Origin of the sequence: Plebeiibacterium marinum (assembly GCF_026013615.1) — a bacterium.
GTDB lineage: Bacteria > Bacteroidota > Bacteroidia > Bacteroidales > Marinilabiliaceae > Saccharicrinis > Saccharicrinis marinus_A.
This window is the reverse complement of sequence record NZ_JAPDPI010000025.1, coordinates 18,461-37,572: the sequence shown is the minus strand read 5'-3', so window position 1 is coordinate 37,572 and position 19,112 is coordinate 18,461. Positions and strand designations below refer to the sequence as shown.

The following is a 19,112-nucleotide window of genomic DNA, read 5'->3' as shown; positions in this document are numbered from 1 at the left end:
AAATTATTGCCACAGATTCAATCACAAAATCTGAACCACATATATTATACTTCTACCATTTCTGCATGTTCACATTCTGTATACAATTATAAAAAAAAATTGTTCAGAAATGTAAACATACAAAATGACTATTACTCTGCAGCAATAATATTTATAAATAAAAATTGGGAATTATTAATTTCTGTGAAGGTACTCAAGCGATGATGTCACTTTGTTGATACTTGAGCTACTGGCAATTAATCTGCCATCCCCATCAATAAGGAAATTTGATGGTTTTTCTACTTTGAAGGCTTTTGCAATTGATGATTCTGCTCCTTGATAGTCGCAGATGTGCAGGGCATTTGTTAATCCATCTTCTTCAATAGCCTTTTTTAAAGGTGATTTAAAACGATCAAGGGAAATTGACACAACAACAAAACCCTCTCCGTTGTGAAATTTGCCATTAGCAAATTCCTTTTGAAGTTTCATCTTTTGATGATTATCCACTCTAGACTCTCCATCATAAGAAGCCCAAAAATCAATCAGAACCATTTTTCCATCCAATGACTCCAGACTAAATTCGGACCCGTTCAATAGAGTTGCCGTAATCTCGGGAACCTTATCCCCAACCTCAAGACCTACCTTTGGTTCAGGTATGCCATTGATAAAGGAAAGAAATCCCGGCCCTGCTAAAACAACTAATAATATTAGTTTTAGCTTTCTCATACACACACAATTTTGGTTTATATTCACATCGCAAAGTTTATCATTTTTGCGACACGTGTCATCTAAATTTAGACCAACACATCAGTTTTCATGACAAATGTTAGGAAAACGGGGAGCAAAAATATGCCACAAAATCTCAAAAAACAAAATATAATCCTTTGCAAATTCAAATTTCTTTGCTATTTTAGTCGGTTCTTTGCTAAATGTTAAAAGATAAAAAAACTATTGACTTTTTATCAAACCCTTGGTGTTTCTACAAAAACAAAGAGGCCATTGCCGACTCTTCATCAAACAATGACCTCTTGGTTAATAAATCTTAATTTTTTTATTTAGACTGTACCCTTTTGATTTTTGCGCCCAATTTCTGCAACCTTTGGTCAATATTCTGATACCCCCTGTCGATTTGGTTAATATTTTGAATAACACTCTTGCCTTTTGCAGACAGAGCTGCTATTAACAGTGCCACCCCAGCCCTTATATCTGGCGAAGTTAAGACAGTGCCCCTTAGCATAGTTTCTTTGTTTAAGCCAATAACAGTTGCCCTATGCGGATCGCACAATATAATCCGTGCGCCCATATCTATTAGCTTATCAACAAAAAACAACCTACTCTCAAACATTTTTTGATGAATCAACACACTCCCTTTTGCCTGGGTTGCTATAACCAAAAAAACACTTAACAAATCAGGTGTCAGGCCCGGCCAGGGAGCATCAGCAATAGTCATAATCGAACCATCAATAAAGGTTTCTATCTCATAACCCTCTTGTTTGGGAATATAAATATCATCCCCTCTTCGCTCCAACTTTATTCCCATCCTCCTAAAAGAATCAGGAATAATCCCCAATTCATCATAGGCAGTATCTTTAATTGTGATTTCAGAACCTGTCATGGCAGCCATTCCAATAAAACTACCAATCTCAATCATATCCGGCAAGATACGATGTCTACATCCAGAAAGCGACCCAACTCCTTCAATATGAAGGAAATTTGAACCTATGCCGGTTATCTTTGCCCCCATACTTACCAACATCTTACATAATTGCTGTAGGTATGGTTCACATGCTGCATTATATATACTTGTTTTACCCGGCGCCAGAACCGCTGCCATTACAATGTTAGCTGTACCTGTAACCGAAGCTTCATCCAGCAACATATAGCAGCCTTTCAGCTCATCAGCCTCAACACTATAAAATATCTCATTAGGATTATAATGAAATCTGGCTCCTAATTTTTCGAAACCGATAAAGTGGGTATCCAATCGTCGCCTACCAATTTTATCACCACCAGGCTTTGGAAAATACGCCTTCCCAAATCTGGCCAACAAGGGCCCCATAATCATAATAGACCCCCTTAAACTTGAAGCTTTTTTTCTAAAATCAGTTGACTGCAGGTATTCCAGATCAATATTTGCGGCTTTAAAAGAACAGGTATCTTGTGAGATACGCTTTACGTCAACTCCAATATCACCCAAAAGGTTTATCAGATTATTAACATCAACTATATCCGGAATGTTGGTTATTGTAATTTCTTCTTTTGATAACAATGTTGCACAAATAACCTGAAGTGCTTCATTTTTTGCCCCTTGAGGAGTTATTTCACCAGAGAGCTTATGCCCTCCTTCAATCTCAAAACAATGCATCTTTACTAGTGGATTATTTCAATTTGGTTTATCTTCGATCGTCGTACTTTTTAAACTGACGCTTCTTTTTGTTTCTATTTTGGTTTTGGTTTTGATTGTAGTTTTGATGCTCTTTATGCTCTGGAATCTTCATATCCTCTGGAATTACCAATCGTCCTCCAGATAGCTCAATCATATCAGAAAAAACCCTTTCATCGCCCGGAAAGTCTTTATTCCACTGAAGTAAAGATTTTTTCATATTATTGGCGATCAATAACATTAAATGACGCTTCAGGTCACCCTCCTCCATTTCGCAAGCCTTATCAATCATTTTTTCGATAGTTCTTCCATAATGACGGTATCTCATCCGTTCCATGCTATACGGCATTTTATCAGGACGTTGATACAATATTTGTTTTTCCGGAAGCTCAAATGGTGTTTCAATACCCAATTTAAAATCAGACATAATAGCCAAGTGATCCCAAAGTTTATGTTTAAAATCATTTACATCACGTAAGTGCGGAAACATATTCCCCATATTACCGATAATGGCATGAGCACACTTTGTCTTCTCTTCCAAATCTTCTATTGTAACACAATAATCTACCATCTTCTGAATATGACGGCCATATTCAGGCAGAAGCAACTTCTTCCTATTCGAATTGTAATCCATATTTTATTTAAAAATACTTAGTATACTCTTTTTCTGAGATATTAAATCCAAAAGCAATCTATTTAATTATTAAACACTTTCAGAAACAGGAGTAAAATTTAATATAAATGTGCAGTAAACATGTGTATATCATGAAGTACTATCGCCACAAATCTAACCTAAAATTTTAAGTTTGGCAAATTTTAATAATAATTGTTTAACTCCCGAATTATCAAAATTAACCGTGGCTTTGGCATTGGGCAATTGCCCGTCAATACTCACAATTTTACCACGGCCAAACCGTATGTGCTCAACTGTCATTCCCGGTTGCAAATTGCCTGTCGGGCTACCCTTGCTTACCGAACCAAGTTTTCCGGTTGGGGCATTGTTTGAAACCTTTTTGAAATTATATCCTGGCTTGGGAGATACCGGCGCGCTTCCAAAAGATCTTTTGGGTTGCGACGAGGCAGAAAACCGGCTCTGAGGTGCAGCGATTTTTATTTGATCTCCAGAGAATTCCACAAACTCATCATCTATCTCACCAATAAACCTGCTAGGTCGACAAAAGGAAGATTCTCCAAATTTATATCTCGTCCTTGCAAAGGAAATAGTGGCATTATCTTCGGCCCTTGTAACTGCAACATAAAAAAGCCTGCGTTCTTCTTCAATCCCTTGCTCGCTCTCAATGGTCATGTTCGACGGAAACAAACCTTCCTCCACTCCAACTACATAAACATTTTTAAACTCAAGTCCTTTACTTGAATGGATAGTCATCAATGTGACTTTATTGATGTCATCCTCCGATTCATTATCCTGATCTGTCAATAAGGATACTTCTTCCAGAAAGTTTACTAATCCGGTTTCTCCACCTTCCTCTGTGCGATTTAAGGTAAACTCCTGTATACCATTCAATAGTTCCTGAACGTTTTCCTGGCGCGACACATTCTCCGGGCTCCTGTCCTGATACAATTCTTTCATCATGCCACTTTGGGTAGCTATCTCTGTAACCAAATCGTAAGCTGACAATTGGGTACTTCCAGCCTTAAATCCGGAAATCATCCCAACAAACGAATTTAGTTTTTTACGTGTTCCTGCATTAAACAGGTTTCCGGCATTGTCAATGCCCACCAGAACATCCCACATGCTCTTCCCGGATGCAGCAGCTGCACCTTCCAATTTTTCAACCGTGGTCTTTCCAATACCCCTGGCAGGGTAATTAATAATCCTTTTAATAGCTTCCTGATCAGTGGGATTTATAGTAACCCTACAATATGCTAGTAAGTCTTTGATCTCTTTTCGTTGATAGAAACTTAGCCCGCCATATATCTTATATGGCATCGATGCTTTCCTTAAAGCCTCCTCAAAAATACGCGATTGCGCATTGGTGCGGTACAAAATAGCAAAATCCTGGTATTCATAATTTGCTTTTAAACGTTTCTGCTTAATATCGTTTATTACAATGTACCCCTCTTCAATATCAGAAATGGCATTATGGATCTTAATTTTGTTGCCAATATCATTTTCAGAAAAAACTGCCTTTTTGATTTGTTTGGAGTTTTTTGCTATGATACTGTTTGCTGCATTGACAATAGTTTGGGTAGAACGATAATTTTGCTCCAGTTTAAACAATTTATAATCGGGGTAATCATTCCTGAAATTAAGTATATTCTCAATTTTAGCACCTCGGAAACTGTAAATACTTTGGGCATCGTCGCCTACCACACAAATATTACTGTGTTTTTCGGCCAGTTTTTTTATAATAATATATTGTGAATAGTTTGTATCCTGATACTCATCAACCATAACATATTGAAAAATATTTTGATACTTCTGTAACGCCTCGGAATGATCACGGAACAATATATTAGTATTGAGCAACAAATCATCAAAATCCATAACCCCTGATTTATAGCACTGACGCATATACCGGGTGTAAATTTCATAAACCAGCCCACGCTTACTGGCCTGATCCTCCATCATCCGGTGCTGGTCCTTTACATACGAAGCTGGCGTAACCAAATCATTTTTTGCAGCAGAAATCCGCCCCAGCACTGCGCCCGGTTTGTATTCCTTATCGTTTAGCTTCATCTCCTTAACAATCGACTTAACCAAACTCTTGGAATCTGCGGTATCATAAATAGTAAACGACGATGGATAACCAATCCTTTCTGCTTCATTCCTAAGTATCCGTGCAAAGATGGAGTGGAATGTTCCCATCCAAAGGTTACGGGCAACATCGGCCCCTACAATAGAAGCAATCCTCTCCTTCATTTCCCGGGCAGCCTTATTGGTAAAAGTCAATGCCAAAATGCGATGGGGAGGTACTCCCTGGGTTAAAAGATGGGCTATTCGATAAGTAAGCACCCTTGTTTTACCAGAGCCTGCGCCCGCTATAACCAAAGAAGGGCCTTTTGTATTTACAACCGCCTCTCTTTGTGAGACATTCAATTGTTCGAGATAACTTTGCACTAATATTGTTTTTTTTGATGGAACGCAAAGATAATTAAAATAGAATTTCTGGTAAATAGATGTCACCGCCGTTTTTTATAGAGCCTGAAACTCCAAAAAACTCATTATAAACTTAAACCCTCCGGGCAAACAGCAAACTGAAAATTTATACTCACGAATGAGTATGGACATACCACCATCCTCCCATTAAATTTGTTAATGTATTTATTGTAAAATTTAACGAAGATGAAAAGGGTTGGAATATTTGTTTTGCTGATCATGCTTTCTGTGATTTGCGTTGCTCAAATACGCAAAATTGAGGAAGTTGTTGTAAAGGCTCCTAAGTACAATGGAGTGGTTACATTTGAAAAAGGATCTGAAAATTTTGTAAGTCCAATTAGTAGGTTCTTACAAAAAGATTTATCTATAAAATCAAAAGAATATGATTATTTAAAGGAAGGAACTGTAATTATTGATTTTACCGTAAATACCGACGGTACAGTTGACAATTTCATTGTAAAGAACTCCATTTCCCATACAAACGACAATTTTGTTATTTCCGCTCTAAAAAGCACATCGGGAGACTGGATTCCAGGCCAAAGAGATGGCTTCCCTGTTGAAATGGAAAAACGCGTTGTGGTAGCCTTCACAAGTGAAGAAACTCCATCATTAAACCATCAGGCCAGATACTATACCGTTCGCGGAATAAAAAAATTCATGGCTGCTGAGAGATGCCAAAAAAATCTTTTTATCCACCAGGAAAACAAAGAAAAACGAACTGAAAGAAAACTTTGTGCCGCTTTAAAAAGGTTAGAATCTGCAAATTCATTGCGCCCCAATGAACCTTGTGTTAAGTTTTGGGAAGCTAAAACATACGAAAAACTAGGCGATGACATCATGAGGTACCAGAAACTAAATGAATATCAAGATGCACTGGATGCCAGATACTATGCAATGACAGACCTTGTTACAATCACCTTATGACTATACTAAACAACACAGCAACCACTTACAAACTGCCTTGGTAATACTAAGGCAGTTTTTTTATAAAAAACCGCCTTTAGTATTGACAACCTCATGTACACCAAAGTAACTTTAGCCATGCTTGAAATAGTCACAATAGGCAGATTTGGGTAAAAAAGGGTTGTGTTATGTCGGAGAAAGATTATTTATTTCACGGTTTATCACGTTTGGTTGGAAAATTAACAAACACCGACTTTTGTAATCGTGCAATTGATTATAGCACAGAACTCAAAGAACTACACAACCTTATTTGCTTAAATAACCAATTCTACCACATCATACAATTCCCTCAGTTTAAACTATTTTATACCTCTCCCAACATCATGCCCATACTTGGATATGATTTTCATGAATTAACCCTAAAAAAACTTTTCAGTTATATTCATACAGAAGACTATCCCACAGTAATACTTGCCACTAAAAAAATGTGTGAATTCGCAATAAGTGAAATTGATAACCTAAAACCTTTTAACAGCATTATTTCAATGGATTTTAGAATCAGGCACAGAGACGGACATTATGTTAGACTGCTCAATCAAAATTGCCTGTTTAAAAAATGCATCGAGAAACCGACGTTTTACACCTTATCTTTTAGTACAGATATTACACACATAAAAGAAAGTTTAAAAATTGACTTTAATTACACAAATACAGGCGACGATACTAGCTTTATATTTCCGGATGATGAATTAAAAGAAATAGCCTCCATTTTTACCAAAAGAGAAAAAGAAATACTTTCCTTATTAGCCATGGGCAAAAAAAGCAATGAAATAGCAGAAATACTTAATATCAGCAAACATACTGTTGATACTCACCGCAGGAAGATGCTGTCAAAATCCCATCTTTGCAATACTGCAGAACTTATTGCTTATTCCATATCCAATCATATTGTTCAATAAAAGCACTCTATTGTGTTAAATTTTGTTAATGAAACTTGAAATCGTACACCTTTAACATCTGTATATCAGCCAACAGACCACTCTTGTTCGCCAGCGTATATAGGCAAAAACCAAATCTGATGGTAATTTTATACTGTCTTTAGTTTTCTCCCCAATCATAAATACTGTCTTTATTAATTTAACCGTAGTCATTTTTATGACAGCAAAATGTGTAAATGCATATTTCTAACAAAGAAAAATGTTTTACTAAATTAATTTACGTTATGAAAAAGATTGCCTTATTAACCGGCCTGCTACTTTCAGCAGTAATTACTTTTGCCCAGGTAAAAGAATTGTCAGAAACCACAGTTGAGTCGCCCAAGTATATTGGACAACAAGGTGCAAATGAAATAAACAGTTCTGAATCCTCTCCTATCTGTAGCTATCTAAAAAGCAGCCTTATTAACAACAACTTTGAGGAGGGTGTTGTAATAATTCTTTTTACTATCAATGCAGATGGGACTCTATCTGATTTTAATGTAAAAAATTCTGTATCCAAAGCCTCTGACCAAAAAGTGATCAATTGCCTAAAATCGACTTCTGGCTTATGGAACCCAGGTCGTGTAAATGGCACTCCGGTAGAAATGCAAAAAGAAATCCATGTTCGTTTTGTAGATCCTTCAGGCAGTTCATTAGAAGAACTGGCTCAGAACAACATTGAATCAGCAGTAAAACAATTTGAATCTGCTAAAGCCATTAAAAATAATGTTAGCTTAACATCGGTTAAAGCAGATAAAAAATCTACCCGGAAATTACAATCGGCACTTGCCTATTTAAAAGAAGCAAGCAAATACCAACCAAACGAGCCATCTGTTGTATTTTGGGAAGCATGCACATATGAAGAACTCGGCAACGAAATGAGAAAAGCCGAAAAACTAAACCGTTTTATGGAAATGGTTGATCCAAAATATCAGGCAGGACTTGAATCGGTAGATATTCATTTGAACTAGTTTGGTAAATAAAAATTATTACCGAACTTATTCCCCATTAATACTATTGTTAATGGGGAATACTCCAACTCCATATCCCCAAATATACAGAGTCAAAAAATTATACTAAAATCTTTGCGCTACAAATTCCGGTTGAACTTCTGGAGTGAATGATGCCAAATAGTCTCTGATTTTTCCGGGAGTAAGGTAAATTTCCCTTTTTAGCTTTTTATATTTTTTACTTGCATTGGAATCATACAGTACGGTATGTGCCCAGTCGTGCAATTGCCAGCCCAACCCACGTTCAATGGTCATCTGATCAATTTCCTTTTCAAACCTGGCCTTGCTCTTTTTATTGGTATAGCTGGCCAGCCTTTTTAAAATACCCCAAATACCTTTCTCCGAATAATCAATGAAATGAGAGAATTCATGCGCCAAAACACCGATTTGTGCATTATATGAAACTTTTGACAATTGAATGCTGCTATCGCGTTTTGAACTATTGATACGAACTATATATCTACGGTTCTCTTTTTTCTTAAATAATAACGATAATATAGTTGGACGAGCATTTAAGGTGGTTTTAATATTCTGGTACTTGAATTTTATATGAGTCTGCTCCAACTCAGGAAAGTATGCCAAAGCATGGTAAATAGTTTTTTCAAACTCGGGTAAAAGCCTTTTGTTGGCTCCCATTTTCTCACCCAAAAATTCTACCTCATTCTTTGTCAACGGTTGAAATTCCCTCTCCACTTTTTGTTGTGCCAAAGCAACACCGGCACATAACCCCACTAAAATCATAATCACCCTACACATTTAAATTTCACTAAATATTTCAGCTGTTGCATATCTTTACATACACAAAGCTAATAATGTTGCGTTTTTTTATTTTTTTAACAAAAGGCAGCAAATAAGATACAGTTTCAAATTAAACCACAATAAAAAAATATCGCCTCAGCAAATAATACTTTTTACTATCTTTGCGCCGGTATTCTCTTGAATTAATTTAAGATATAAACGATTTAATAAGCGCACCTCAACGGTAATATGGCAAAAAAAGACAACCAACATACACAACGACAGCTCAGAAATTCCTATTTCACCACTGTAATTAGTATTGCCCTGGTGTTATTTTTATTGGGAGCCGTGGGGTATTTAATGCTAAATGCTCAGCGATTATCAAATTACGTAAAGGAGAATATTGGTTTTAACATTGTTTTAAAAGACAATGTAAGAGAAGCTGAAGTTCGCAGATTACAAAAATATCTTGATGCTTCATCGTATGTAAAATCAACAGAATATATCGATAAAGAAAGAGCCGCAGAAGAATTAAAAAAACAACTAGGTGAAGATTTTATCGAATTTCTTGGCTACAACCCCTTGCTTTCATCAATAGAGGTTAAACTGTTTGCTGAATATGCCAATCCGGACAGCATAAAAAAGGTAGAAGATGTTTTTGTTTCTTTCCCTCAGGTAAAAGAAGTGTTTTACCAGAAAAACCTAATTCAGAAAGTAAATGAAAACGTAAAAAAAATAAGCCTTGTTTTACTTGGTTTTAGCCTCTTGCTGCTGCTTATTGCCATTGCACTAATTAACAACACCATACGCTTATCGGTTTATTCAAAACGCTTTTTAATCAATACTATGCAATTGGTTGGGGCAACCAAAGGTTTTATCAGACAACCGTTTATAAGCACAAGTTTAATCCATGGATTCATAGGGGCTGTTTTGGCCAACGGATTACTAGCAAGTGGAATATACATACTGCATAAAGAACTTGGTGGATTTATCGGATTTGATAACATTGAGATTATTGGCGTTTTATTTGTTTTAGTTGTTATACTGGGAATGATGCTATCGCTTGTCTCAACCTTTTTTGCAGTAAACAAATACCTGCGACTTAAAACAGATCAATTATATTTTTAACAAAATACTATGTCGAGCAACAAACAAGAAAAGAAATTTGAATTTGCACTATCCAAACATAATTATATGCTAATGGCAGTAGGTTTTGCCATTATTATTTTAGGTTTTGTACTCATGATAGGCGGCCGGAGTGAAGATCCAAACGTTTTTAGCGAGGAAATCTATGGATTCCAACGAATCACACTTGCCCCTATGGTTGTTCTATTGGGCTTTATTTTTGAAATATATGCCATCATGAAAAAACCAAAACAATAACATTATTGGCGGTAGAATTACAGAACTAAAACATTAGATGTGTTTATGTTACGTGTTTTCATACACGTCACTGAAATCAATCTAATGTTTATTCTCTTCCCCTTCAAACACACAGAAACACGAACGCACAATAAAAAACAAATTTATCTGATATGAGTTGGATTGAAGCGTTGATTCTTGGAATTATCCAGGGATTAACAGAGTTTTTGCCTGTTAGCAGCAGCGGGCACCTGGAAATTGGCAAACACATTTTAGGCGTACAGGCCACCGACAATTTAACTTTTACTTTAGTTGTACACGGAGCTACAGTACTAAGCACAATAGTTGTTTTCAGAAAAGATATTACAAACCTGATTACAGGTTTGTTTTCATTCAAATGGAATCCTGAAACCGAATATATTTTTAAAATTGGAGTAAGTATGATTCCCATAGGGATTGTTGGTGTATTTTTTAAGGATTATGTTGAAGAGCTATTTAATACCAACAAAATACTCTTACTTGTGGGGGCAATGTTGCTGATCACCGCCACTCTACTCGCGTTTACATTTTATGCCAAAGCAAAGGATAAAGATGTTTCGTTTAAAGATGCTTTTATAATTGGAATAGCACAAACAATTGCAGTACTACCGGGCATTTCCCGATCCGGCTCAACCATTGCTACAGGTTTACTGCTTGGCAACAAAAGAGAAGCTGTAGCCCGGTTTTCATTTTTAATGGTATTAATACCAATCCTTGGAGAAAACGTTTTAAGCCTACTCAAGGATGATGTTTCATCAACAGGAACCATAGGTTTTTTACCTCTGTTAGTAGGTTTTACCGGAGCATTTATATCCGGGCTTCTGGCTTGTAAAGCAATGATTAATTTGGTTAAAAAAGGAAAACTAATATATTTTGCTATTTACTGTGCTGTTGTTGGTACAATTGCAATAATTTGGGGATTTTGATGGAAGATATTATAATAGCAGGATATAACTTTAAGGCTGGTGAAGTTTTATTGTTCGACAAGCCGTATGGATGGACATCTTTTGATTTGGTCAACAAAGTAAGAAAGTTGCTATGCACTGCCCTTGGTGTCAAAAAACTTAAAGTTGGCCATGCCGGCACACTGGATCCTTTAGCAACCGGATTGCTAATTGTTTGCACCGGCAAAGCAACCAAAACCATCGATAATTACCAGGCAGAGGAAAAAGAATATATAGCCACCATGAAACTGGGGGCAACCACCCCTTCTTTCGACCTGGAAACAGAAATTGATGCTACCTATCCAACCGAACACATCAACAAAGAATTAATAGACCACACACTTAAAGATTTTATTGGAGAACTCGACCAGGTTCCTCCAGCATTTTCTGCAGTAAAAGTCAAGGGAAAACGAGCTTATGAATTTGCCCGGGATGGAAAGGATCCGGGCTTAAAACCCAAGAAACTAATAATCAAAGAAATTGAAGTAATAAGTTTTGAAAGTACAGAACTTATCCTTCGCATTGTTTGCAGCAAAGGCACCTACATTAGGGGGCTTGCCAGGGACATTGGGAAGGCATTGGGAAGCGGGGCCCACTTAACAGCTTTAAAGCGAACTCGAATAGGCAGGTTTCATAACACTGAAAGCATGGATCTTGAAAGCCTTGAAAAAAAATTAAAATAAATTGTAACATTTCGAAAAATGCCCCGTATAAGGTTGCTTTGTGCTCATTTTGCGTTACATTTGCAAAATGTATTTATAATCAACATGTTTTTAATGTTGAACACAATAAAAAAGCTGGCTAATATTAAATAAACAGATTTCAAATGAAGTTATCGAAGTTTAAGTACAATCTACCCGAAGAACTAATTGCTTTACACCCAACTCAAAACCGCGACGAATCAAGATTAATGGTGATTGACAAAAACACAGGAGCCATTGAACACAAAGTATTTAAAGACCTTGTTGAATATTTCGACGAGAAAGACGTAATGATATTCAACAACACCAAAGTATTTCCTGCCAGACTATATGGCAACAAGGAAAAAACAGGGGCTGAAATTGAAGTATTCCTTTTACGTGAGTTAAACAGAGAACAAAAGCTTTGGGACGTGTTGGTTGATCCGGCCAGAAAAATCAGAATAGGAAACAAACTCTACTTTGGTGAAGACGATGAAATGGTAGCCGAAGTTATCGACAATACAACTTCAAGAGGCCGTACATTAAGATTCTTATATGATGGCCCTCACGACGAATTTAAAAACGCTTTATTTGCATTGGGGGAAACTCCACTACCAAAAATAATAAACCGCAAAGTTGAACCGGAAGACAAAGACCGCTACCAAACAATTTACGCAAAACATGAAGGTGCTGTTGCAGCTCCAACTGCAGGAATGCACTTTAGCCGTGAATTAATGAAAAGGCTGGAAATTATAGGGGTTGACTTTGCCGAAGTTACGTTGCACGTGGGACTGGGAAATTTCCGTTCGGTTGATGTTGAAGATTTAACAAAACACAAGATGGACTCGGAGCAAATTTTTATTACCGAAGAAGCTTGTAATATAATCAATATCGGCAAGGAGGCTAAAAAGAAAATATGTGCAGTAGGAACGACTGTAATGAGAACCATTGAAAGCTCTGTTTCTACCTTTGGGCACGTAAAACCTTTCGAAGGGTGGACTAACAAATTCATCTTCCCTCCGTATGAATTCAGCGTTGCCAATTGCATGATTTCTAACTTTCATCTTCCTCTGTCGACGTTAATGATGATGACGGCTGCATTTGCAGGATACGATAACCTAATGAATGCCTACGACGTTGCCGTAAAAGAAAAGTACCGATTTGGTACTTATGGAGACGCCATGCTCATTATATAAAAATAGAGGATAACAGTATCGATCAATATCAAAGGCCACATTAATTACGATGTGGCCTTTTTCTTTCACACCCACCACCCTTTTAAAACACCTTCTGTACACAATATTTTTCAAAAGCAAAGCCATCCCAATATCCCCCTGGTGTTCGGAAAAATATATCAACCTGCAAGTGTACAAAGCTCTACCTCCTCAATACACAAAACACACAAACACATTTAGCCATAAACAATTCGACAACACCAACTTTTGTCCTTCCATTTTTTTTCGAAGAGGATAAATTTTGATTAAATTTATATATCTTATAGCATGAAATCACTTCAATAAGAAAGGAGAAAACATGTACATCAGATTTTTAGTGCCCATTAATTTCGAGCCATACACAATAAACGCAATCAACTACTGTTTACTTTTGGCCCAAAAATTTCAAAGTGAAATAACCCTTCTGCATGCTTACACTCCATATCTTGAAGAGGATCAAAATGACGAGCCTTATAATTACCCAAAAATAACTTCACAGCAAGAAGCCGGCAATGAACTTGAAAAAATAAAACAACAGGCCATAGCAGATTCTTTATCTGAAGGCATCATCATAAAAACAAAAATAATTGAAGGATACCCAGAGGATGCCATACCTGAGTTCTGCAACAGCTACCACCCCGACCTGGTTATTATGGGGACCAAAAGCAAAGGCGAAACCATAAAAGAATTGCTAGGAAGCGTTACTTTAGACATCATCAACAGCATCCATTTTCCTGTTCTTGCAGTCCCCAAAGATTACGATCTGAACCTTAACAAACTACAAAACATCTTGTTTTTAACAGATTTTTGCCAGTGCGAATACACCTCATTGCACAAGCTTATCCGTTTAATCATGTCCTTTGACACCATGATTCACAGTGTACAATATTGCAACGGCGGGAAAGAAAAAGCAGACATTGATCTGCTCAATGAGTACGCAGAATATTGTACCTCAACATATCGAAATCAAAGAATGCAATCTGAGTACATTTACGGGGAAGACATTTTACAGGCAGCTAACGAATACATAAAAAATACTGACATTGACCTTTTGGCCATAACTCGCAAAAAAAGAAATATTATCTCTAAATTATTGCACCCAAGTTTAACTAAAACCATGCTTTTTAATGTAGATATACCTATGTTATTCTTTCATCAATAGTTATTTTAAATTAAATTTACGCGTTCAATTAAAACACGTTTATCATGACAGGTAAAAAGACAAAAATTGGAATTTTAACGGCAGGGGGCGATTGCCCTGGTTTAAATGCAGCAATAAGAGGAGTAGGAAAAACAGCAATAGTCCAGTACGGTATGGAAGTTATTGGTATTTCCAATGGTTTTAGTGGATTAATTGACAGAGAATACGAAGAACTAACCGAGGATAAGCTGTCCGGGATTTTAACATTGGGCGGCACTATTTTAGGTACCTCCAGAATGAAGCCATTTAAACCACAGGATGGGGATACTGTTGATGATAAACCGCAGGTTATTCTGGAAAACTATGAAAGGCTTGGCCTGGACGCTTTGGTTTGTATTGGTGGAAATGGAACTCAGAAAACAGCCAACTTACTGGCAAAGGAAGGACTAAATATTGTTGGGCTTCCCAAAACCATTGATAACGATGTTTGGGGAACCGATGTGACTTTTGGGTTTGATTCTGCTGTAAACATTGCAACTGATGCCATCGACAGGCTTCATACCACTGCCAATTCACACAAAAGGGTAATGGTAATAGAAGTAATGGGACACAATGCCGGCTGGATCGCTCTGCATTCAGGCCTTGCAGGAGGCGGGGATGTAATTCTGCTTCCTGAAATGGAATATGATATGGATGTGGTAGCCCAAACGGTTATTTCAAGAGCCGAAAAAGGGAAACCCTATTCTATTATTGTTGTGGGAGAAGGCATCAAAACGCCAAACAAGAAAAATGCCGCCAGATACATTGGAAAAGAAATTATGGCCAGAACCGGTATTGAAACCAGGGAAACCATACTGGGATATATCCAACGAGGAGGCAGCCCATCTCCGGCTGACAGGATTTTAGCTACCAGATATGGATCGTATGCTGCCAAATTGATTCATGACCATGAATTTGGAACTATGGTCTCTATCAAAGGAGGCGAAATAACCTCAGTTCCTCTTGAAGAAGTTGGAGGAAAAACCAGATTGATTGAACCAGACAACACGCTTGTTGAAAAAGCAATTAACCTGGGCGTATCTTTCGGGCAATAATAATTTGAAAAGAACACAGAAAAAAGGTTTGTTAACCTATAAAAATAAGTGCGGCTATATTTGTACCATAACAAATTTAGTCGCTTTTTAAGCTTTATAAAGTAATGACAAGAGAAGAAATATCAGAACTAAACAAAAAATTTTTAAATGCCGGCCCAATTGAAGTCATCTCCTATTTCTTAGAAAAATATGATGATAAAATTGCTCTGGCATCAAGCCTTGGTGCGGAAGATCAGGTATTGACACAAATGATTTTGAGCGTTAACAATAATGCCAGGATATTTACCCTCGATACGGGAAGATTATTTCCTGAAACCTATGATCTAATAGATCGTACCAACAAGCGATACAAAACAAAGCTTGAGGTTTATTTCCCCAAATCGGAAAATGTACAAAAAATGGTTGTACAAAAAGGTATCAATCTTTTTTACGACAGTATTGAAAACAGAAAAGAGTGCTGCTACAACCGAAAACTGGAACCTTTAAAAAGAGCTTTTGAAGGATTAGATGCATGGATATGTGGCTTAAGGGCTGATCAATCAGTAACCAGAACCGACATACAGATTGTTGAATGGGATGAAAATAATAACATTTTAAAAATTAATCCACTGGCAAACTGGAGCGAGAAGGATGTTTGGGACTACATAAAAGAAAACGGAATCCCATACAACCCCCTTCACGATAAAGATTTTCCGAGTATCGGATGCCAACCTTGTACAAGAGCCGTGCTAGAAGGCGAAGATATCAGGGCTGGACGTTGGTATTGGGAAAACCCGGATACTAAAGAATGTGGATTACATAAAAAATAAACGAATGAACAGATTTTTAAAATCGAGCCGAGTAAAATGGATCAGCAGTATGTTGATCGTTATGGTGGTTTCAGTCGGGCTACTCGGCTTTAACAATGATGATAAACGAAACTTTTCTATCATCAAAAACCTGGATATATTTTATACCCTTTTCAGGGAATTAAATAGCTATTACGTTGACGAAACAAATCCGGAAAAATTAATAAAAACAGGCATCGACAACATGTTGGAGTCGCTTGACCCATATACCACATACATCCCGGAAGATGATATGGAGGACTTTAAGTTTATGACAACCGGAGAATATGGTGGCATGGGATCGCTTATTTCGAAAAACGGTGAATACATAGTCATAGCAGAGCCATATGAAGGTTTTCCGGCTCAAAAAGCAGGTTTAAAAGCAGGCGACAAACTTCTTGAAGTAAATGGAGTACATGTAGTTGGGAAAGCAAGTTCCGAAGTCAGTGAACTTTTAAAAGGAGCCCCCAATACTCCCTTAAAACTAAAAATTGACCGCCCGGGAACTAATAAACCTCTTACCATAGAGCTTATCCGGGAAAAAATATCAATAAACCCTGTTCCTTACTTCGGTATGGTTAATGACAAAACAGGAATTATTATTTTGAACAATTTCACTCAAAACTGCTCCAAAGAAGTTGAAAAAGCACTTATTGATTTAAAGGAAAATCAAGGTGCGCAAAGTATCATCCTGGACCTTAGAGCAAATCCCGGTGGATTATTAGATGATGCAGTTAAGATTGTAAACCTGTTTGTTAAAAAAGGCTCTGAAGTGGTTTCTACCAGGGGAAAAGTAAAGCAATGGGACAAAGTATACCGGGCCACAAAAGAACCTGTTGACACCATAATTCCTTTAACTGTTTTAATCAGCAGGGGCTCCGCATCAGCATCTGAAATTGTAGCTGGCAGTCTTCAAGATATGGACCGGGCGGTGCTTGTTGGCCAACGCTCTTTTGGAAAGGGATTGGTACAAACAACCCGTAATCTATCATATAACAGCAAGCTAAAAGTTACAACTGCCAAATACTATATTCCAAGCGGAAGATGTATCCAGGCCGTAGATTACAGTAACAGAAACGAAGATGGAAGCGTGGGACTGATACCAGATTCGCTGATTTCAGAATTTAAAACATTTGGTGGCCGTTCGGTATATGATGGCGGAGGCGTATCGCCGGATGTAAAAGTGGACATCACCAAATATGGCAACATTTCGTTTGCCCTGGTTGCCCAAAACATGTTCTTCAACTTTGCCACCGACTTTTGCATTAAAAACAAAGAGATTTCAAGTGCTGAGAGATTTAAAATTACCGATGCAATATTTGATAATTTTAAGGCTTTTGTTGCGTCAAAAGAAGATTTTAAATATGAGTCGGCTACTCAGGATGCACTTAAGAAGCTAAAGCAAACAGCTAAAAGAGAAGAATATTATGAAAAATCAAAAGCCGAATTTGAACAACTTGAGAAGTTACTAAAACTTGATGTTCAGAAAGACTTGAATATTTTTAGAAAAGAGATTTCTGAATTATTAGGTGCTGAAATTATTAAAAGATATTACTACCAGAAGGGTGCTATTAAATACAGCCTGCAAGAAGATGAGGAGCTTGATAAAGCTCTTGAAATACTTTCTGATCCATCTAAATACAATGGGATATTGAAAGGAACTGTATTAAGCCATGCCGGAGACAAACGTGGCATAAAGTAGTGTTGAAAAAGAAGACAGAAGTCGGTGGTATGAAGTATACAACTTCAAACTTCCGACTTCTGACTTCTCAAATGATTATTCCTTATACCAGCTAGAGTACATCAAATAATTATTCGCAATCTTCTCAATCATTTCCTTTGTTTGTTCAGGCTCAATATCCTTAACTTTTTTTGCCGGAACACCTGCATAAACACTATTGGGCTCCACCTTGGTGTTACTCAACACCAATGAGTTTGCCGCAATAATCGAGTTTTCGCCAATAACTGCATGATCTAAGATTGTTGCACCCATCCCTACCAATACATCATTCTCAATTTTTGCACCATGAATTGTTACATTATGGCCAATTGATACATTGTCGCCAATTTCAATTGTTGACTTCTGATATAGTGTATGCAATACTGATCCATCCTGGATATTTACCTTATTCCCTATTTTAATAGAGTTAACATCTCCCCTTAAAACAGCATTGAACCAAACACTACAATCGTTCCCAATCTCAACATCGCCAACTATAGTAGCATTTTCGGCCAAATAAACATTTTCACCAATTTTGGGGGTAAATCCCCTCACTTCCTTTATTAAAGCCATATCTATAATTTTATTTAAGTCGCAAAAATAGCTTTTTACGCACAAACAACACACTGGTTCGCATTGCTATAAAGCAGTGTTTTCTATGTTTTGTTCAGGCGCCTGCGTTTTTTTCGAAAAAAACTTTGCTCCGCAACCTACTTAGATTTTTATATATTAACCTAATAATCTTTGCTTAACACGTTTTGGAATTGATTTTGCATACAACACAAACCTCACTAAAATATTGATATTCATACAAAAAGCTGACTATAGTCAAGCTTTTGTTTTTTCATACACCCTACCTTTACTTTTAAATTAACGTGAACGAAACTTTAAGGATTAATATCTGAATCAAGATTAATTGCATCATTTTAACAGGATGAATGATGTTGATAAATCTTGTCTTTTATATTATCTTAAAGTTT

At 36.9% G+C, this 19,112-nt stretch carries 18 protein-coding genes; 12 read left to right on the top strand and 6 right to left on the bottom strand.

The genetic code is table 11. The features are described 5' to 3' along the window. Positions 1 to 174 precede the first annotated feature (174 nt). The 4 genes from OM074_RS12795 to OM074_RS12780 form a co-directional block, all read right to left on the bottom strand. Positions 175 to 705, bottom strand: a complete 531-nt coding sequence (locus OM074_RS12795) for a peroxiredoxin family protein (RefSeq protein ID WP_301200002.1) — start codon at positions 703 to 705, stop codon at positions 175 to 177. Positions 706 to 1,030: 325 nt separating this feature from the next. Next, the gene (murA, locus tag OM074_RS12790; protein ID WP_301200000.1) at positions 1,031 to 2,344 is read right to left on the bottom strand and encodes a UDP-N-acetylglucosamine 1-carboxyvinyltransferase; all 1,314 of its coding nucleotides are present in this window, start codon (positions 2,342 to 2,344) and stop codon (positions 1,031 to 1,033) included. A gap of 28 nt (positions 2,345 to 2,372) precedes the next feature. Further along, positions 2,373 to 2,996 (bottom strand): DUF4290 domain-containing protein, encoded by a 624-nt coding sequence (locus tag OM074_RS12785; RefSeq protein ID WP_301199998.1) that lies wholly within the window; start codon positions 2,994 to 2,996, stop codon positions 2,373 to 2,375. 153 nt (positions 2,997 to 3,149) lie between these two features. Then, the gene (locus OM074_RS12780) at positions 3,150 to 5,444 is read right to left on the bottom strand and encodes an ATP-dependent helicase (RefSeq protein WP_301199996.1); all 2,295 of its coding nucleotides are present in this window, start codon (positions 5,442 to 5,444) and stop codon (positions 3,150 to 3,152) included. A gap of 225 nt (positions 5,445 to 5,669) precedes the next feature. On the opposite strand from OM074_RS12780, the gene OM074_RS12775 reads away from it, so the two are divergent. The 3 genes from OM074_RS12775 to OM074_RS12765 all read left to right on the top strand — a co-directional run bounded on the left by OM074_RS12775 (position 5,670) and on the right by OM074_RS12765 (position 8,334). Continuing rightward, positions 5,670 to 6,407 carry an energy transducer TonB gene (locus tag OM074_RS12775; RefSeq protein WP_301199995.1) on the top strand — a complete coding sequence of 246 codons (738 nt, stop codon included), beginning with the start codon at positions 5,670 to 5,672 and terminating at the stop codon, positions 6,405 to 6,407. Between the two features lie 167 nt (positions 6,408 to 6,574). Next, positions 6,575 to 7,345, top strand: coding sequence for a LuxR C-terminal-related transcriptional regulator (locus tag OM074_RS12770; RefSeq protein WP_301199993.1), 771 nt, complete (start codon positions 6,575 to 6,577; stop codon positions 7,343 to 7,345). A 263-nt stretch (positions 7,346 to 7,608) separates the two neighbouring features. Further along, positions 7,609 to 8,334 (top strand): energy transducer TonB, encoded by a 726-nt coding sequence (locus tag OM074_RS12765; RefSeq protein WP_301199991.1) that lies wholly within the window; start codon positions 7,609 to 7,611, stop codon positions 8,332 to 8,334. A 105-nt stretch (positions 8,335 to 8,439) separates the two neighbouring features. Here the strand turns inward: OM074_RS12765 and OM074_RS12760 are convergent, their stop codons facing one another. Continuing rightward, positions 8,440 to 9,120 (bottom strand): hypothetical protein, encoded by a 681-nt coding sequence (locus OM074_RS12760; RefSeq protein ID WP_301199989.1) that lies wholly within the window; start codon positions 9,118 to 9,120, stop codon positions 8,440 to 8,442. Between the two features lie 240 nt (positions 9,121 to 9,360). Here OM074_RS12760 and OM074_RS12755 point away from each other — a divergent pair, with 240 nt between their 5' ends. The 9 genes from OM074_RS12755 (at position 9,361) to OM074_RS12715 (ending at position 18,114) form a co-directional block, all read left to right on the top strand. Then, positions 9,361 to 10,239, top strand: a complete 879-nt coding sequence (locus tag OM074_RS12755) for a cell division protein FtsX (protein WP_301199987.1) — start codon at positions 9,361 to 9,363, stop codon at positions 10,237 to 10,239. 9 nt (positions 10,240 to 10,248) lie between these two features. Continuing rightward, positions 10,249 to 10,494: a DUF3098 domain-containing protein gene (locus tag OM074_RS12750; RefSeq protein ID WP_301199986.1), complete on the top strand. Its 246-nt coding sequence runs from the start codon at positions 10,249 to 10,251 to the stop codon at positions 10,492 to 10,494. Between the two features lie 152 nt (positions 10,495 to 10,646). Then, entirely contained in the window at positions 10,647 to 11,438 is a 792-nt protein-coding gene (locus OM074_RS12745) for an undecaprenyl-diphosphate phosphatase (RefSeq protein ID WP_301199984.1), read from the top strand. Continuing rightward, entirely contained in the window at positions 11,438 to 12,139 is a 702-nt protein-coding gene (gene truB / locus OM074_RS12740; RefSeq protein ID WP_301199982.1) for a tRNA pseudouridine(55) synthase TruB, read from the top strand. The genes OM074_RS12745 and truB overlap by 1 nt, the downstream gene beginning before the upstream one ends. Before the next feature lie 143 nt (positions 12,140 to 12,282). Continuing rightward, the gene (gene queA, locus OM074_RS12735) at positions 12,283 to 13,332 is read left to right on the top strand and encodes a tRNA preQ1(34) S-adenosylmethionine ribosyltransferase-isomerase QueA (RefSeq protein ID WP_301199980.1); all 1,050 of its coding nucleotides are present in this window, start codon (positions 12,283 to 12,285) and stop codon (positions 13,330 to 13,332) included. Positions 13,333 to 13,669: 337 nt separating this feature from the next. Next, positions 13,670 to 14,512, top strand: a complete 843-nt coding sequence (locus tag OM074_RS12730; RefSeq protein WP_301199977.1) for a universal stress protein — start codon at positions 13,670 to 13,672, stop codon at positions 14,510 to 14,512. A gap of 44 nt (positions 14,513 to 14,556) precedes the next feature. Continuing rightward, positions 14,557 to 15,585, top strand: a complete 1,029-nt coding sequence (locus OM074_RS12725) for a 6-phosphofructokinase (RefSeq protein ID WP_301199975.1) — start codon at positions 14,557 to 14,559, stop codon at positions 15,583 to 15,585. Positions 15,586 to 15,689: 104 nt separating this feature from the next. Beyond that, positions 15,690 to 16,394: a phosphoadenylyl-sulfate reductase gene (locus tag OM074_RS12720; protein ID WP_301199974.1), complete on the top strand. Its 705-nt coding sequence runs from the start codon at positions 15,690 to 15,692 to the stop codon at positions 16,392 to 16,394. 4 nt (positions 16,395 to 16,398) lie between these two features. Next, a complete protein-coding gene (locus OM074_RS12715; RefSeq protein WP_301199972.1) occupies positions 16,399 to 18,114 on the top strand; it encodes a S41 family peptidase in 1,716 nt (571 codons plus the stop codon). Between the two features lie 75 nt (positions 18,115 to 18,189). Here the strand turns inward: OM074_RS12715 and OM074_RS12710 are convergent, their stop codons facing one another. Next, the gene (locus OM074_RS12710; protein WP_301199970.1) at positions 18,190 to 18,705 is read right to left on the bottom strand and encodes a gamma carbonic anhydrase family protein; all 516 of its coding nucleotides are present in this window, start codon (positions 18,703 to 18,705) and stop codon (positions 18,190 to 18,192) included. Positions 18,706 to 19,112: the final 407 nt, after the last annotated feature.

Coding starts and splice junctions, on each gene's coding strand:
- OM074_RS12795 (WP_301200002.1), bottom strand. CDS start 705: ATGAGAAAGCTAAAACTAATATTATTAGTTGTTTTAGCAGGGCCGGGA.
- murA (WP_301200000.1), bottom strand. CDS start 2,344: ATGCATTGTTTTGAGATTGAAGGAGGGCATAAGCTCTCTGGTGAAATA.
- OM074_RS12785 (WP_301199998.1), bottom strand. CDS start 2,996: ATGGATTACAATTCGAATAGGAAGAAGTTGCTTCTGCCTGAATATGGC.
- OM074_RS12775 (WP_301199995.1), top strand. CDS start 5,670: ATGAAAAGGGTTGGAATATTTGTTTTGCTGATCATGCTTTCTGTGATT.
- OM074_RS12770 (WP_301199993.1), top strand. CDS start 6,575: ATGTCGGAGAAAGATTATTTATTTCACGGTTTATCACGTTTGGTTGGA.
- OM074_RS12765 (WP_301199991.1), top strand. CDS start 7,609: ATGAAAAAGATTGCCTTATTAACCGGCCTGCTACTTTCAGCAGTAATT.
- OM074_RS12755 (WP_301199987.1), top strand. CDS start 9,361: ATGGCAAAAAAAGACAACCAACATACACAACGACAGCTCAGAAATTCC.
- OM074_RS12750 (WP_301199986.1), top strand. CDS start 10,249: ATGTCGAGCAACAAACAAGAAAAGAAATTTGAATTTGCACTATCCAAA.
- OM074_RS12745 (WP_301199984.1), top strand. CDS start 10,647: ATGAGTTGGATTGAAGCGTTGATTCTTGGAATTATCCAGGGATTAACA.
- truB (WP_301199982.1), top strand. CDS start 11,438: ATGGAAGATATTATAATAGCAGGATATAACTTTAAGGCTGGTGAAGTT.
- queA (WP_301199980.1), top strand. CDS start 12,283: ATGAAGTTATCGAAGTTTAAGTACAATCTACCCGAAGAACTAATTGCT.
- OM074_RS12730 (WP_301199977.1), top strand. CDS start 13,670: ATGTACATCAGATTTTTAGTGCCCATTAATTTCGAGCCATACACAATA.
- OM074_RS12725 (WP_301199975.1), top strand. CDS start 14,557: ATGACAGGTAAAAAGACAAAAATTGGAATTTTAACGGCAGGGGGCGAT.
- OM074_RS12720 (WP_301199974.1), top strand. CDS start 15,690: ATGACAAGAGAAGAAATATCAGAACTAAACAAAAAATTTTTAAATGCC.
- OM074_RS12715 (WP_301199972.1), top strand. CDS start 16,399: ATGAACAGATTTTTAAAATCGAGCCGAGTAAAATGGATCAGCAGTATG.
- OM074_RS12710 (WP_301199970.1), bottom strand. CDS start 18,705: ATGGCTTTAATAAAGGAAGTGAGGGGATTTACCCCCAAAATTGGTGAA.